Annotated in this window: 14 protein-coding genes and 1 pseudogene; 14 read left to right on the top strand and 1 reads right to left on the bottom strand. The window is 70.0% G+C overall.

The window, feature by feature from the left end; translation table 11 throughout:
* The first annotated feature begins 77 nt into the window (after positions 1-77).
* Entirely contained in the window at positions 78-1,646 is a 1,569-nt protein-coding gene (locus ACFX43_RS26210; protein WP_378838218.1) for a glycosyltransferase, read from the top strand.
* A gap of 8 nt (positions 1,647-1,654) precedes the next feature.
* Here the strand turns inward: ACFX43_RS26210 and ACFX43_RS26205 are convergent, their stop codons facing one another.
* Positions 1,655-2,701 carry a class I SAM-dependent methyltransferase gene (locus tag ACFX43_RS26205; protein ID WP_378838213.1) on the bottom strand — a complete coding sequence of 349 codons (1,047 nt, stop codon included), beginning with the start codon at positions 2,699-2,701 and terminating at the stop codon, positions 1,655-1,657.
* A gap of 196 nt (positions 2,702-2,897) precedes the next feature.
* Here ACFX43_RS26205 and ACFX43_RS26200 point away from each other — a divergent pair, with 196 nt between their 5' ends.
* The 13 genes and pseudogenes from ACFX43_RS26200 to ACFX43_RS26140 all read left to right on the top strand — a co-directional run bounded on the left by ACFX43_RS26200 (position 2,898) and on the right by ACFX43_RS26140 (position 15,704).
* On the top strand, positions 2,898-3,236 hold the full coding sequence (locus tag ACFX43_RS26200; RefSeq protein WP_141803747.1) for a P-II family nitrogen regulator: 339 nt from the start codon (positions 2,898-2,900) through the stop codon (positions 3,234-3,236).
* A gap of 49 nt (positions 3,237-3,285) precedes the next feature.
* Positions 3,286-3,624 carry a P-II family nitrogen regulator gene (locus ACFX43_RS26195; protein ID WP_008363338.1) on the top strand — a complete coding sequence of 113 codons (339 nt, stop codon included), beginning with the start codon at positions 3,286-3,288 and terminating at the stop codon, positions 3,622-3,624.
* Between the two features lie 21 nt (positions 3,625-3,645).
* Positions 3,646-5,859 carry a [protein-PII] uridylyltransferase gene (locus ACFX43_RS26190; RefSeq protein ID WP_378838206.1) on the top strand — a complete coding sequence of 738 codons (2,214 nt, stop codon included), beginning with the start codon at positions 3,646-3,648 and terminating at the stop codon, positions 5,857-5,859.
* A 109-nt stretch (positions 5,860-5,968) separates the two neighbouring features.
* Positions 5,969-7,531 (top strand): signal recognition particle protein, encoded by a 1,563-nt coding sequence (gene ffh / locus ACFX43_RS26185; protein WP_378838200.1) that lies wholly within the window; start codon positions 5,969-5,971, stop codon positions 7,529-7,531.
* Complete coding sequence (locus ACFX43_RS26180) at positions 7,532-7,894, top strand: hypothetical protein (protein ID WP_350719060.1); 363 nt, start codon at positions 7,532-7,534, stop codon at positions 7,892-7,894.
* Between the two features lie 130 nt (positions 7,895-8,024).
* Positions 8,025-10,037: a glycoside hydrolase family 3 protein gene (locus ACFX43_RS26175; protein ID WP_378838196.1), complete on the top strand. Its 2,013-nt coding sequence runs from the start codon at positions 8,025-8,027 to the stop codon at positions 10,035-10,037.
* Between the two features lie 91 nt (positions 10,038-10,128).
* Complete coding sequence (locus tag ACFX43_RS26170; RefSeq protein ID WP_378838191.1) at positions 10,129-11,829, top strand: FHA domain-containing protein; 1,701 nt, start codon at positions 10,129-10,131, stop codon at positions 11,827-11,829.
* Between the two features lie 14 nt (positions 11,830-11,843).
* Positions 11,844-12,917, top strand: coding sequence for an amidohydrolase family protein (locus tag ACFX43_RS26165; RefSeq protein ID WP_378838188.1), 1,074 nt, complete (start codon positions 11,844-11,846; stop codon positions 12,915-12,917).
* A 164-nt stretch (positions 12,918-13,081) separates the two neighbouring features.
* Positions 13,082-13,564 (top strand): 30S ribosomal protein S16, encoded by a 483-nt coding sequence (rpsP, locus tag ACFX43_RS26160; RefSeq protein WP_378838180.1) that lies wholly within the window; start codon positions 13,082-13,084, stop codon positions 13,562-13,564.
* A 5-nt stretch (positions 13,565-13,569) separates the two neighbouring features.
* Positions 13,570-13,812 (top strand): RNA-binding protein, encoded by a 243-nt coding sequence (locus ACFX43_RS26155; RefSeq protein ID WP_008363327.1) that lies wholly within the window; start codon positions 13,570-13,572, stop codon positions 13,810-13,812.
* A 177-nt stretch (positions 13,813-13,989) separates the two neighbouring features.
* Positions 13,990-14,550: a ribosome maturation factor RimM gene (gene rimM / locus ACFX43_RS26150; RefSeq protein WP_378838170.1), complete on the top strand. Its 561-nt coding sequence runs from the start codon at positions 13,990-13,992 to the stop codon at positions 14,548-14,550.
* A pseudogene (trmD, locus tag ACFX43_RS26145) lies at positions 14,547-15,215 on the top strand (tRNA (guanosine(37)-N1)-methyltransferase TrmD); the annotation flags it as partial. The gene rimM and the pseudogene trmD, both read left to right, overlap by 4 nt.
* Positions 15,216-15,317: 102 nt before the next feature.
* The gene (locus ACFX43_RS26140; RefSeq protein ID WP_378841162.1) at positions 15,318-15,704 is read left to right on the top strand and encodes a GNAT family N-acetyltransferase; all 387 of its coding nucleotides are present in this window, start codon (positions 15,318-15,320) and stop codon (positions 15,702-15,704) included.
* Positions 15,705-15,771 lie beyond the last annotated feature (67 nt).

Below are 15,771 nucleotides of genomic sequence, written 5' to 3'. Positions count from 1 at the left end.
GACGGTCATCCCCCAAACGGTCGAGCGCCCCGTGTCGGGTTCCGCCAACCATCGGCGGGGGTCATAGGCTGAAGAGCATGCCATCGCCCCGGGTATCGCTGATCACCGCTGTCTACAACCCGCCCGCCGATGCCTTCGAGGACACGATCGCGTCGGTTCTCGGTCAGACCCACGAGGACTGGGAGTGGGTCCTCAGCGACGACTGCTCGCCCGCGCCCTGGGTGCTGCCGCGGCTGCGGCAACTGGCCGCGACGGAGCCGCGGGTGCGCATCGTGGAGCGTGCGGAGAACGGTGGGATCGTGGCCGCCTCGAACTCGTCGCTGGCCGAGGCGACCGGCGAGCTGATCGCCCTGCTCGACCACGACGACGTGCTCGAGCCGAACGCGCTGGAGAAGATGGTCCGCGCCTACGACCGGTTCGAGGACCTCGACTACGCCTACAGCGACCAGGACCTGATGTCGGATGCGGGCGAGCTCCGCGACGCCTACTACAAGCCCGACTGGTCCCCGGAACGGCTGCGGCACCACAACTACTGCACCCACTTCTCGGTGTTCCGCCGCTCGGTCGTGGAGGAGGTCGGCGGCTTCCAGGAGGGCTTCGACGGCTCCCAGGACCACGACCTCGTGCTGCGGGTCAGCGAGCGCGCCCGGCGCATCGTCCACGTCCCCGGCGCGCTCTACCACTGGCGCCAGGTGCCGGGCTCCGCCGCCGCGGACAACCAGGCCAAGCCGTACGCCTGGGACGCCGGCGTACGCGCCGTTCAGGCCCATCTCGACCGGCTCGGGATCCGGGCCACGGCCGCGCGCGGCGTCTCGCCCGGGCTCTACCGCGTCGAGCGGGAGCCCGACCTGGACACCCCGGTCAGCGTGATCATCCCGACCATCGGCACCAGCGCGATCGTGTGGGGCGAGAAGCGCGCGATGGTCGTCGAGACCGTACGCTCGGTGGTCGCCTCCACCAAGCACCGCAACGTCGAGTTCGTGATCGTCTACGACACCCCGACCCCGGCCCCGGTGCTGGAGGCGCTGCGGGCGATCGAGGGTGCCGACATCAAGCTCGTCGAGTTCAAGGAGAAGTTCAGCTTCAGCGCCAAGTGCAACGTCGGCGCCGCCCACGCCACCGGTGACGTCCTGATCTTCCTCAATGACGACATGGAGGCATACTCCGAGGGCGTCATCGAGAACCTGATCGCGCCGCTGCGCGAGCCGGACGTCGGCATGACCGGTCCCAAGCTCCTCTTCGAGGACTACCGCATCCAGCACGCCGGCCTGGTCTACGGCAGCGGCACCATCACCCACGCCTACTACCGCGCGCGCCCCGAGGAGCGGGGCAACCACGGCGAGCTGCACATCAACCGGGAGACCTCCGCGTTGACCGGCGCCTGCGTCGCGATGCGGCGCGAGGTCTTCTTCGACGCCGGCGGCTTCAGCGAGCGGTTGCCGGTCAACTACAACGACGTCGACCTGTGCCTCAAGGTGCGTCGCTCACTCGGCCTGCGCCTGGTCTGGCTCCACGACGTCACCCTCTTCCACTTCGAGTCCGTCAGCCGCGACAACGCGGTCCACGACTGGGAGAAGGACTTCATCAACAACCGCTGGGGCAACTACGAGCACGTACGCGAGGCGTACTCCAACGGCGTCCGCTGACCCTGCGGTCAGCCTTGGGCTGCGCGGCGGAGGCGGCGTACGACTCGTCGGCCGAAGTTCCGCACCGGGTGGCGGGTGGCGTAGGTCAGGTCGGCCTCGAGGCCGGCGACCTTGCCGCGCAGCCGCTCGATGCGCTCGCGGCGGCGCCGGTTGACCTCGCGGGCCTCGCGCAGCTGCTTGGACAGGGTGCCGACCCGTGCCTGGGCGGAGTTGGCGGAGGCCTGGACGCCGAGGATGTGATCGCGGGTGGCCAGCCGCGAGCGGGTGACCTCCTCGAACTTCTGGGTGTGTACGTCGCGGAGCCGGACCTCGTCTGCCGGAGCGGCCTGGACGAGCTCGGGCGCGGCCGGCGGGACCTCGCCGTCGGCGAGCGGCCGGGCGGCCAGCTGGAACTGGTAGACCAGCGCGTCGGGCTGCTGGCGCACCCACTCCACGGCCACTTCGGGCAGCAGGCCGGGGTCGACCGAGACCTCGACGTTGAGCGGGTCGGCCGTGGTGCCGCGCAGGTCCTCGACCGCGTAGCCCGCCTCGGTGAAGAGCTGCAGCAGCCCCTCGCGTGAGTAGAACTTGATGTGGGTGCGGTCCAGGAGACCGGTGTCGGTGGTCTGCCAGCGGCCCTGGAGCAGGGCGAGGCGGACCGAGCCGTGGGTGACGTTGGGGATCGAGATGACCACCCGGCCGCCGGGGGCGAGCAGGTCACGGGCCTGCTCGAGCGCCGCCCGCGGGTCGACGAGGTGCTCGAGGACGTCGGCGAAGATCACCACGTCGAAGGAGCCGGTCTCGACGACCTCGGTCAGCGGGGTCACATCCAGGTCGGCGACGACCACCTTGTCCAGGACCTTGTCGGCCAGGGTCGCCGCCTCGCCGTCGATCTCGATGCCGGTGACGGTGCAGCCGCGCTCGGTGAGGATCCGGCCGATCTCACCGGTCCAGCAGCCGACGTCGAGGACCCGCTTCCCACTGCCCGCCGAGACGGCGGACTCAGCCAGGTCGATGACCTGCACATGGCTGGTGTTGCGGTGATCGAGGTCGATCTCGACGGCGTAGTGCGACATGCGACGAGGGTAGCGACCTTTGGTGGCGCCGCGCGGGTGCGGCACGGGCGATTTACCGGCTGTTTCGATGCTTCGGCGACGTACAGGGAAATGGTCTGTTACACAGTGGAAACAGACGCTTCGGGGTGTCGAAACGTCCCCGGGTGAAGGTGGCGGCGAAGATGACAGGATCAAGGACCTCTGGAGGCGCCCTCTCGTGAAGCTCGTGACCGCAGTGATCAAGCCCCATAAGTGGGAGGACGTGCGCGAGGCCCTGGAGGCCTTCGGCGTCACCGGCATGACCGTCTCCGAGGTCTCCGGCTACGGCCGGCAGAAGGGCCACACCGAGGTCTACCGCGGTGCCGAGTACGACATCGCCCTGGTGCCGAAGATCCGCATCGAGATCGTGGTGGAGGACGAGGATGCCGCGGACGTCGTCGGGATCGTCGTGAAGACCGCACAGACCGGGCGGATCGGCGACGGGAAGGTCTGGCTCAGCCCGATCGAGTCCGTCGTCCGCGTACGGACCGGTGCGCGCGACGCCGAGGCGCTCTGACTAGGCTTCGTTCGAGTGCCGGTCCATCGAATCCCACCGGAGGAGAGAAATGAAGCTCGTCACCGCAGTGATCAAACCCCACAAGTGGGAAGACGTCCGCGTCGCCCTCGAAGCTGTCGGTGTCACCGGCATGACCGTCTCCGAGGTCTCCGGCTACGGCCGGCAGAAGGGCCACACCGAGGTCTACCGCGGCGCTGAGTACGACGTCGCTCTGGTGCCGAAGATCCGCATCGAGATCGCCGTGCCCGACGAGGAGGTCGAGTCGGTGGTCAGCGCCATCGAGACGTCGGCGAAGACCGAGCGCATCGGTGACGGCAAGGTCTGGGTCTCCCCGCTGGAGACCATCGTGCGGGTCCGCACCGGCGACCGCGACGACGCCGCGATCTGACATCGTGAATGAGGCTGGCGCGTGACCGCTGAGGGCCGGGCGGCGCGCACAGCCGAGGCAGACGAGCAGTGCGCCAAGGCGTACGCCGCGGCGGGCGGCCCCGAGGTCGGGGTCGCCCTGGTCGCGGTCGGGGGATACGGGCGCGGGGAGCTCGCACCCTTCTCCGACTGGGACGTGGTCCTGGTGCACGACGACGCCGTCTCGCCGGGTTCGGTGGCCGAGCAGGTCTGGTATCCGCTCTGGGACACCGCGCCCAAGCTCGACCACTCGGTGCGGTCGTTCTCCGAGATGCTCTCGTCCTCGACCGGAGACCTCCGGGTCGCCCTCGGGCTGCTCGACATCCGGCACCTGGCCGGCGACCGCGGGCTGGTGCTGCGGCTGCGTACGACGATGCTGGCGCACTGGCGCAAGCACGCCCGGGCCCTGCTGCCCGAGCTGAGGACGATGAGCGTGGAGCGACACCGGCGTGCCGGTGAGCTCGCGCACGCCTCGGTGCCGGATCTGAAGGACATGTACGGCGGGCTGCGGGATGCGGTCGTGATCAAGGCGATCGTGGCGACCTGGCTGGTCGACGTGCCTGCGGTCGACCTGGAGAAGTCCCGCCGCGCCCTGCTCGACGTCCGTGATCTCGTCCAGGAGATCGGCGGCCGGGCCACCGACCGGGTCGTGCCGGAGATGTGGGACCAGCTCGCCGAGCGGCTCGAGCTGGCCGACGCCCGCACGGCACAGGCACACGTACGCACCATCGGCCGCCGTCTCACCCATCTCTCCCGCCTGGCGTGGCGACGCGTGGACGGGGTGCTGGAACGCTCGCGCCCCGGAGCGCCGCGCCGCCCGCGGCTCGCGCCGCTGGGCAACGGTCTGGCGCTCGCCTCGGGCGAGGTGGTGCTGGTGCCGGGCGCCCGACCGTCGCGGGATCCGCTGATGCTGCTGCGCGCCTCGGCGCTCGCCGCCGAGCACGGGGTCGCGCTGGCGCCGCCGACCGCCGCGCGACTGGCCCGGGACACCCCGGCGCTGGCCGAGCCGTGGCCGGAGGAGGCGCGTCATCTCTTCGTACGGCTCCTGGGTGCCGGGCGCGGGCTGCTCGCGGTCTGGGAGACGCTGGAGGAGACCGGCGCGGTCTCCCGGATCCTGCCCGAGTGGGAGCGGATCCGGCTCCTCCCGCACGCCTCGATCATCCACCGCTTCACCGTCGACCGGCACACCATCGAGACGTGCATCGAGGCGGTCGCGCTGCTGCCGCGCGTTGCCAGACCCGATGTGCTGCTGGTCGCGGCGCTGCTCCACGACATCGGCAAGGGGTCGCTGACCGAGCACAGCGTCGCGGGGGAGCCGATCGCCCGCCGGATCGCCTCCCGGATGGGGTTCTCGGAGGAGGAGGTCGACCTGATCTCCCAGCTGGTGCGCTGGCACCTGCTGCTCTCCACGACCGCGACCACGCGTGACCCCGACGACCCGGCGACCGTCGACCTGGTGGTGGACACGATGGGAGACGCCGAGGCGCTCGCCCTGCTCACCGCGCTCACCGAGGCCGACGCCCGGGCGACCAGCGCCCAGGCCTGGAGCACCTGGCGGGCCCGGCTCATCCTCGACCTCGCCCGCCGGGCCGCCCAGGTCCTCGACACCGGCGTCGCCGCGGGGGAGCGGCCGCAGGCTGCGGTGGAGATCCCCGAGAGCGTACGTTCGGGCTCGACCTCCTTCCGCGCCGAGCCGCTCGCCGACGGTGCCCGGGTGTGGGTGATCGCGCCAGACCGGCTCGGCCTGCTCGCCGACCTGGCCGCGACCTTCGCGGTCGCGCGGCTGCCGGTCAGGGCGTGTCGTGCCTGGCAGCAGGGCGGTTTCGGGGTCAGCGTGTGGGACCTCGACGACTCCTATGTCGACGCCGCGGTGCTGCGCACGCGCTTCTCCGCCATCACCGAGGGCCGCCTCGACCCGGCGACCCGGCTGGCCCCGAGCGCGGCTGCGCGGGGGAGCGAGCCCTCGGTCGTCGTACGTCCCGAGGCATCCAGCAAGGCCACCGTCCTCGAGGTGCGCACCATCGACCGTCCCGGGGTCGTCTACACCGTCGCCGTCGCCCTTGCGCGGATGGAGATCGCTGTCCGTTCCGCCCACATCTCCACCCTCGGCCCGCAGGCCGTCGACGTCTTCTACCTCCAGGAGGCCTCGGCCGGAGCCCTCGCCGAGCATCGGGCGGCCGAGGCGGCCCATGCGGTCCGTGCAGCCCTCGAGTGCTGACCGAGGTAGCTCGGTGCGCGTCGGACCCCCGATGGCGCCTGCCGAATAGCACCCCACACACAACAGTTCGTTAGTCTTGGCAGGACAACCACTCTGCTGAAGGACCGCTTTGTTCGCCACGCTCTCCGACCGGCTCGCCACGACGTTCAAGAACATTCGGGGCAAGGGCCGCCTCACCGATGCCGACATCGACGCCACCGCTCGCGAGATCCGCATCGCGCTGCTCGAGGCCGACGTCGCGCTGCCGGTGGTGCGCGAGTTCGTCGCCCGGGTCAAGGAGCGGGCACGCGGCGAGGAAGTCAGCCAGGCGCTGAACCCCGCGCAGCAGATCGTCAAGATCGTCAACGACGAGCTGGTCACGATCCTGGGTGGCGAGACCCGCCGGCTCCGCTACGCCAAGACCGGCCCGACCGTCATCATGCTCGCGGGTCTGCAGGGTGCCGGTAAGACCACCCTGGCCGCGAAGCTCGCGCTGTGGCTGAAGGAGCAGGGCAAGGCGCCGCTGCTGGTGGCCGCCGACCTGCAGCGCCCCAACGCGGTCAACCAGCTCCAGGTCAACGGTGAGCGCGTCGGCGTCCCGGTCTACGCGCCTCAGCCCGGCAACGGTGTCGGGAACCCCGTCGATGTGGCTCGTGACGCCGTCGAGGAGGCCAAGCGCAAGCTCCACGACGTGGTCATCGTCGACACCGCCGGCCGCCTCGGCATCGACGAGGAGCTGATGAAGCAGGCCGCCGACATCAAGGCGGCGGTCAACCCCGACGAGGTCCTCTTCGTCGTCGACGCGATGATCGGTCAGGACGCGGTCAACACCGCGCAGGCCTTCCTCGACGGCGTCGGCTACGACGGCGTGGTCCTCACCAAGCTCGACGGTGACGCCCGCGGTGGTGCGGCGCTCTCCATCGTCCAGATCACCGGCAAGCCGGTCATGTTCGCCTCCAACGGCGAGAAGATGACCGACTTCGACCTGTTCCACCCCGACCGGATGGCCGGCCGCATCCTCGACATGGGCGACATGCTCACCCTGATCGAGCAGGCCGAGAAGACCTTCGACCAGGGGCAGGCCGAGAAGGACGCGGCCAAGATCGCGACCGGCGAGTTCACGCTCGAGGACTTCCTCAAGCAGATGCAGCAGCTGCGCAAGCTCGGCTCGATGTCGAAGCTGATGGGCATGCTGCCGGGCATGGGCCAGTTCCGCGAGCAGCTCGACAACTTCGACGAGCGCGAGATCGACCGGATCCAGGCGATCATCCAGTCGATGACCCCGGCCGAGCGTGCCAACCCGAAGATCCTCGACGGCTCCCGCCGCGCCCGCATCGCGAAGGGCTCGGGCCGCCAGGTCTCCGACGTCAACCAGCTCATCCAGCGCTTCACCGAGGCGTCGAAGATGATGAAGCAGCTCGCCTCCGGTGGCGGCATGCCCGGGATGCCCGGTGCGCCCGGTGCGAGCTTCGGCAAGCGCGCCGGCGCCAAGCAGGTGGCCCAGAAGAAGAAGGGCAAGGGAGCGCGCAAGTCCGGCAACCCGGCCAAGGCCGCCCAGCAGGCGAAGGCGGACGCCGAGAAGAAGCCGGCCGCAGCCAACCCGTTCGGGATGCCGGGTGGCGAGGAGATCGACTACGAGAAGGCCGCCGCCGAGCTCAACCTCCCCTCCGACTTCTCCAAGTTCCTCAAGTAGGTGTCGACGGTCCTTGTCGTCGACGGCGCCAACGTCGTCGGCGCCCGCCCCGACGGTTGGTGGAAGGACCGTGCCGGCGCGGCACGCCGGCTGCACGAGGCGCTGCTGGTCGCCGATCTCCCGCAGGACCGGATCGTCCTGGTCCTGGAGGGACAGGCCAAGGGCGGCGTACGTCCAGGCAGGGACGCCCACGTGCACACGGTCCACGCGCCCAAGGACGGTGACGCCGCGATCGTCGGTGTCGTCCGTGAGGCGCTGGAGAAGGGTGACCGGGTGACCCTGGTGACTGCCGACCGGCTGCTCCAGGCTCGCTGTGGCGGCGCCACAGCCCTGGGACCGTCCTGGTTACTTGACCAGATCTGAGGAAATCGAAGGGTTACGCACGCGTAGCCATTGACCCCTATTGTGATCACGGTCACGCTGGGAGCGCTCTCACGAGCCGCGGCACCCCAACGCCGAGGTGCCGACAGATCACTCTCAGGAGGCCTGTCCCGTGCGATCACACAGACAGCGCGGCGCGATCGGCGGAGCCTCGGCTCTCGCCGGCCTGCTCTGCGCCACGCTCCTCGTAGCCCCAGCGTCCAACGCGGCGCCCACCAGCGCGTCCACCAGTGCGTACGCCACCGATGCGCTCACACGCTCGGGCCACGCGCTGCCCTACAAGAACCCACGTCTCTCCACCAAGACCCGCGTCGCCGACCTGTTGGCCCGGATGACGCTGGCCGAGAAGGTCGGTCAGATGGCCCAGGCCGAGCGCGCGGACGTCGCCGCGAACCCCGGCCAGATCGCCGAGCTCGGGCTCGGCAGCGTACTCTCCGGCGGCGGCTCGACCCCCGCCGAGAACACCCCCGAGGCCTGGGCCGACACGGTCGACGCCTTCCAGGAGCAGGCGCTCTCGACGCGGCTGGGGATCCCGCTGCTCTACGGAGTCGACGCGGTCCACGGTCACGGCAACCTCAACGGCGCGACCGTGTTCCCGCACAACATCGGCCTCGGCGCGACCCGTGACCCGAAGCTCGCCGAGCGGATCGGCCACATCACCGCGGAGGAGACCCGCGCCTCCGGGCCGCAGTGGAACTTCGCTCCATGCATCTGCGTCGCCCGCGACGACCGATGGGGGAGGACGTACGAGTCCTTCGGGGAGGACCCGAAGCTCGCCGCCAAGATGTCGCAGATGATCGAGGGCTTCCAGGGCGACAAGGGTGAGCTCGACGATCCCGACCGCGTCCTGGCCACCGCGAAGCACTTCGCCGGCGACGGCTTCACGACCTTCGGCACCGGCGAGGGCGACTACACCATCGACCAGGGCATCACCCAGGCCTCGCGCGCCGAGTTCGAGAAGCTGGCGCTCTCGCCGTACGTCACCGCCATCAAGAAGCACGACGTCGGCTCGGTGATGCCGTCCTTCTCCAGCGTCGACTGGACCAAGGACGGTCTCGGCAACCCGCTCAAGATGCACGCCCACGAGGAGCTCGTCACGGGCTGGCTCAAGGAGAAGCAGGGCTTCGACGGCCTGGTGATCTCCGACTGGCGGGCGATCCACCAGATCCCGGGGACGTACGCCGAGCAGGTCGCCATCTCGGTCAACGCCGGCGTCGACATGTTCATGGAGCCGTTCTCCGGTGACACCGTCGGCTACCCGCAGTTCATCGAGACACTGACCGCCGCGGTCGAGGACGGCTCCGTCCCGATGGCCCGCGTCGACGACGCGGTCTCCCGGATCCTGACCGCGAAGTTCGACCTCGGCCTCTTCGAGAAGCCGTTCACCGACCGGCGCAACATCGACGAGATCGGCAGCGCCGCCCACCGTCGCGTCGCGCGCGAGGCGGTGGCGAAGTCGCAGGTCCTGCTCCGGAACAGGCACGCGCTCCCGCTCTCCGGCCGCGACGACGTGTACGTCGCGGGCAGCAAGGCCGACAGCATCGGCGACCAGGCCGGTGGCTGGACGATCACCTGGCAGGGCAACTCGACCCACCAGATCCCCGGCGACACGATCCTCGACGGCATCGAGTCCGCGGCCCGCGGCGAGGTGACCCACTCCGCAGACGCCTCCGCGCCGGTCCCGGCCGGCTCGCATGGTGTCGTGGTCGTCGGCGAGCACCCGTACGCCGAGGGCTTCGGTGACGTCGGCGGCCCCCGCTGGGGCTACGACCCCGGCGAGGGCGGCGTGCAGCGGCCGGCGCTGACGATGCACCTCAGCGACGCCGACACCGCGGCGATCGAGACGGTCTGTGCGGCCGCGGCGACCTGCACGGTGCTCGTCGTCTCCGGGCGTCCGATGATCATCCCGCCCGAGCTGCTCGGGCAGATCGACGCCCTGGTCGCCTCCTGGCTCCCGGGCAGCGAGGGCAAGGGCGTCGCCGACGTGCTCTTCGGCAAGCGTCCGTTCACCGGGAAGCTCCCGGTGACCTGGCCCCGCTCGGTCGACCAGGAGCCGATCAACATCGGCGATTCCGACTATGACCCGCTGTTTGCCTACGGACACGGCCTGAAGACTCACCGATAAGACTCACCGATAGGGAAAAGGCCCGGTCCGAGTTGTGCGAATCTTCGATTCGCGACGCTTGGATCGGGCCATTTCGGTGCATGATTCGTGCATGCAGACGCTACGCGTAGACGTATCGGGACGTGCGCTCAGCTTCCCGCCCGACAAGATCGTCCGAATTGGGCGTTCGATTGACGCCGACGTGGTGCTCTCGTCCTCCTCGGTCTCCCGCGCTCATGCGGAGCTGCGCCCGGACCCGTCCGGGTGGAAGCTGGTCGACGTCGGCTCCGCCGGAGGGACGTACGTCTCCGGCAGCCGTGTCACCGAGGTGCCGTTGACCGGGGCGACCGAGATCCAGCTCGGCCCGGCGGGACCGGGCTCGACGATCACGGTTACCCTCGACGACGCGCCGGTCGCGGCGGGTGCTCCGCGTGCCCAGGCGCCGGCTCCGCCGCCTCCGCCGGCGATGCCGGGTGCCACGGCGGCCCCACCCTCGGGAGTGCCGGCAGCGGCTCCCGCGGCATTCAGCCATCAGCCGCCCGCGCCCCCGGCTCCCTCGGGGCCCGATGACATCTCGGAGATGACGATCGCCCCCGGGATGGCACGACCGTCAGCTCCCGGCCAGCCGCCGACCGCTCCGACCGGACCCGACCTGCTGCTGGTCGCCGAGGGCAAGGAGCACCGCTTCCGCCATCCGGTCACGGTGACCATCGGCCGCGCGGCCGACAACTCGGTCGTGCTGGAGGACCAGGGCGTCTCGCGCCAGCACGCCCGGCTGGTCGCCACCCCCGGCGGCTGGACCTTCGAGAACGGCTCCCAGACCGGGTCGTTCCTCAAGGGGAAGCCGCTGGTCAGGGAGGAGATCGACGAGGAGACCGAGATCCGCCTCGGCCACCCGGTCGCGGGCGAGATCCTCAAGGTCATCCCGATCTACGCCGCCGAGGTCGAGGTCGCCCGTGCCGCCGCGAAGCGCCGCAACAAGCTGCTGCTGTGGGGCGGGATCGGCGCCGCGGCCGCGGTCGTGGTCATCGGCCTGGTGGTCGCGATGTTCGTCGTGCCCGGCGGCGAGTCGGCCGCTCAGGACACCGGCCTGACCAAGGACGAGCTCAACAGCGCGCAGCGGGCCGTTGTCTGGATCACCTACGCGCCGACCGAGGACACCATCGCGATGGGATCCGGGTCGATCGTCACCGAGGACGGCAAGATCCTCACCAACGCCCACGTCGCCGACCCGGCGAAGATCCCGGAGTACGCCGCCAAGGGCGAGGTCTCGCCCGAGGTCGTCAACATCCACCTGACCGACCCGGCCGAGGGCTACAAGGTCGGCGAGCCCGACTACATCGCCAAGGTCATCGAGTCCGACGGCGAGGTCGACAGCGCGGTCGTGCAGATCATCGCCGACGGCGAGGGCAACCCGGTGAACCCGTCCTCGCTGGACCTGCCGACGATCTCGCTCGGCGACTCCAACGCCGTCGACCGCGGCGACTTCATCGCCACGATCGGCTTCCCGATGCTGCCGAAGGAGAGCTTCGCGGACAAGGAGGGGGTGCTCTTCCAGCCGCCGACCGTCGCCGAGGGCAACGTGGCGACGATCCTCTCCTTCGAGGGCGAGGAGCGGGCCGTCTTCGACGTCACCGCCCGGATCTCAAGCGGCAACTCCGGTGGCGCCGCGGTCAACGACGACGGTGAGCTCGTCGGCGTACCGACCTCCATCGGGTGGGACGAGAGCAACGTCGTCACCGGCCAGGTCATCCCGCTCGCCCAGCACTTCCCGATCCTCGAGGCCGCCGGCGTGAAGGTGCCGGGCAACTAGGTAACCTGCGTCACATGACTGCTCTGCGCTTCTCCGGCCCGGTCCTTCCCGATGGAGAGGTGCGGGACCTCTACGTCCTCGACGGCCGCATCACCTATGAGCGGCCGTCGGGGGCGGAGACCGGCGCATCGGGCTGGATCGTCCCCGGCCTCGTCGACGCCCACTGCCACATCGGGCTCGGCCCCGACGGCGCTGTCGACCAGGAGACCGCCGAGGCGCAGGCGATCGCCGACCGTGACGCCGGCGCGCTGCTGCTTCGCGACGCCGGCTCCGCCGCCGACACCCGCTGGGTGCAGTCCCGCGAGGACCTGCCCCGGCTGATCCGCGCCGGGCGCCACATCGGACGTACGAAGCGCTACATGCGCAACTACGCCGACGAGGTCGAGCCCGACGGCCTGGCCGAGGCCGTCGAGCGGCAGGCCCGCTCCGGTGACGGCTGGGTCAAGCTCGTCGGCGACTGGATCGACCGGGCCGAGGGAGACCTGAAGCCCTCCTTCCCGGCCGAGTCGTTCGCCGAGGCGATCAAGGTTGCCCACGACAACGACGCGCGGGTCACCGCGCACTGCTTCGGCCACGAGGTCCTGCCCGGCCTGATCGAGGCCGGGATCGACTGCATCGAGCACGGCACGGGACTGACCCCGGACCTCGTCGAGGCCATGGCCGAGCAGGGCACCGCGCTGGTCCCCACCGTCGCCCAGCTGGAGATCTTCCCCGACCTGGCCGCCGCCGCGGCGCCCAAGTTCCCGACGTACGCCGCCACCATGGAGGATCTCTACGCGCGCCGCCGCGAGACGATCATGAGCGCGTACGAGGCGGGCGTCGCCCTCTACGCGGGCTCCGACGGCGCGGGGGACCAGCTGCACGGCGTACTCCCGACCGAGGTGCTCGCCATGCACCGGCTCGGTCTGCCGGCCGACGTCGTCCTCGGCGCCGCCTCCTGGCGTGCCCGGGAGTGGCTCGGCCACAACCCCGGCCTCGCCGAGGGCGACCCCGCCGACTTCGTCGTCTACGACACCAACCCCCTCGACGACCTCACCGTCCTCGCCCGGCCGGCTGCCGTCGTACTCCGGGGGAAGGTCTACGCCTGAGATTTCGCCGGTTCCGGACACCTCTGGCAAACTGAGTTGTGTGTCCTGTGCGCAGGGACCCTCTCACCCAGCGCGACAGTGCCCGCCGAAGTTGCCTGACGGGTGTCCCCACACCGACACGGGCCTCTTCACCCATATTCGATTCCAAAGGAATACCACCAACAGTGGCTGTCAAGATCCGCTTGAAGCGCCTGGGCAAGATCCGGGTTCCGCAGTACCGCATCGTCATCGTCGACTCGCGCAAAAAGCGCGACGGCGCTGTCATCGAGGAGATCGGTCTCTACCGTCCCAAGGAGGAGCCGAGCTTCATCCAGGTCGACTCCGAGCGCGCCCAGTACTGGCTCGGCGTCGGCGCCCAGCCGACCCCGGCTCTCGAGGCGATCCTCAAGGTGACCGGCGACTGGCAGAAGTTCAAGGGCCTCCCGGGCACCGAGGGCACCCTCCGGGTCGCCCCGCCGAAGCCCGACAAGCTCGAGCTCTTCAACAAGGCCCTCGCCGAGGCTCACGCCTCCGCCGGCGCCGAGGCCGTGACGAAGAAGTCCGCCAAGAAGGCCGAGGAGCCCAAGGCCGAGGAGCCGAAGGCTGAGGAGCCGAAGGCCGAGGAGCCCAAGGCCGAGGAGACCCCGGCCGCCGAGGCCGAGGCCTGAGCAGCATGCTCGCCGAAGCTCTCGAGCACCTCGTCCGAGGAGTCGTCGACAACCCGGACGAGGTGAGCGTGCGCGACAAGCAGCTTCGTCGCGGCTCCGTCCTCGAGGTCCGGGTCCACCCCGACGACCTCGGCAAGGTGATCGGTCGCGGCGGCCGCACCGCCACCGCGTTCCGTACGGTCATCTCAGCGCTGGCCGGCAAGGGCGGCGCGCGGATCGACTTCGTCGATGTCGACGGCGGTCGCTGAGCACGGCTGCATCAAACGCACAACGGGCGCCACTCCTTCGGGGGTGGCGCCCGTTGGTTTACCCGGTTAACCGGGTAAACCTGCACTTCTCTGGCAATGCAATGCCTGAGAAGTGCAGGAATCACCGGTTAACCGGTGATTCCTGCCCCGCGCCCCGCAGCCCCTAATCTCACTCCTGTGGAGTTGATCGAGGTGCTGGTCGGACGGATCGGCAAGCCGCATGGCATCCGGGGGTTCGTGACCGTCGAGGTGCGCACCGATGAGCCGGACCGGCGGTTCGCCGAGGGCACGGTGCTGCGGGCGCAGCCGCCGAAGGGATCGGCGTACGCCGCCAAGCAGTTGACCGTGGAGGGCGCCCGTTGGCACGGGCAGGTGCTCCAGGTCGCCTTCGAGGAGATCACCGACCGCAACGAGGCCGAGGCCGCTCGCGGGACGCTGCTGTTCGCCGACGTCCCGGCCGAGGAGACTCCCGAGGACCCCGACGAGTACTACGACCATCAGCTCGTCGGCCTGACCGCCTTCGACGAGGAGGGCCGCGAGCTGGGCACGGTGAAGGCGCTGGTCCACGGGGGAGCCCAGGACCTGCTGACGATCCGTACCCCGGACCGGCGAGACGCGCTGGTGCCGTTCGTGAAGGCGCTGGTGCCGGTCGTCGACCTGGCCGAGAGGAAGGTCGTCATCGCCGACCGCCCCGGGCTGGTCACGCCGTTCGCCGAGGACGAGGACGACGCCACGTGAGGCTCGACTACCTCACCATCTTTCCCGACTACCTCGCGCCGCTCCGGCTGAGCCTGCCGGGCAAGGCGATCGAGTCGGGGCTGCTCGAGATGCACGTCCACGACGTACGCGACTGGGCCCACGACCGCCACCGCACCGTCGACGACACGCCTTATGGCGGCGGCGCCGGGATGGTGATGAAGCCGGAGCCGTTCGGCGAGGCCTTCGACGAGCTGGCGATCGACGGCGCGACCGTGATCGTGACGACCCCGAGTGGTGAGCCGTTCACCCAGGCATTGGCTCGTGACCTGTCGACCCGGGAAAGGCTGGTCTTCCTGCTCGGCCGCTACGAGGGCATCGACCAGCGCGTGCTCGACCACGCCGCCACCCGCGCCGAGGTCCGCGAGATCTCCCTGGGCGACTACGTCCTCAACGGGGGAGAGGTCGCCGCCATGGCGATCACTGAGGCCGTCGTACGCCTGCTCCCCGGGTTCATGGGCAACGCCGAGTCGCTCGTGGAGGAGTCCCACGAGGACGGCCTGTTGGAGTACCCGGTCTACACCAAGCCCGCCTCCTGGCGTGACCTCGAGGTCCCGAAGGTACTGCTCAGCGGCGACCACAAGCGCATCGCGCAGTGGCGCCACGACCAGGCGGTGGCCCGGACCTCCGTACGCCGCCCCGACCTGCTCCACGCATCCCAGGCAGCCACCGAGTGGGAGATCGTGCCGGCCGTACGCGCCGATGTCCCCGAGCTGCACACGCTGCAGCTCGCCTGCTGGGTGCAGGAGATGCACGACAACCCCGGCGTCGAGATCCCGCCGTTGCACGAGTCGCTCGAGGACACCGTGCGCGCACTGGAGACGCACGACGTGTACGTGGTCCGCTCCGCCGGGCGGCTGGTCGGCTCGGTCCGTGCCCGGCTCGAGGGCGACGTCTGGGAGATCGGGCGGCTGATGACCGCCCCGGACCTGCAGGGTCGGGGCCTCGGGCGTCAGCTGCTGGACCACATCCAGGCCATGGCCCCGGCAACCGCCGCGACGTACTCGCTCTTCACCGGAGCGAAGAGCGAACGGAACCAGAAGATCTACAAGAAGGCGGGATTCCGGCTGCGCCGTGACCTCGACGCGCCGCCCGGAGCTGTGATCCTCACCAAACCCAGGCGAGCAAGTAGATAACAAGTCACATACATCAGTGGCCTGTTACGTGTCTGTAACATAAAGAGTTTGTTACCGAAACGAGGGC

Source organism: Nocardioides sp. YIM B13467 (assembly GCF_042788075.1).
Classification (GTDB): Bacteria; Actinomycetota; Actinomycetes; order Propionibacteriales; family Nocardioidaceae; genus Nocardioides.
This window is presented reverse-complemented; position numbering and strand designations above follow the sequence as displayed.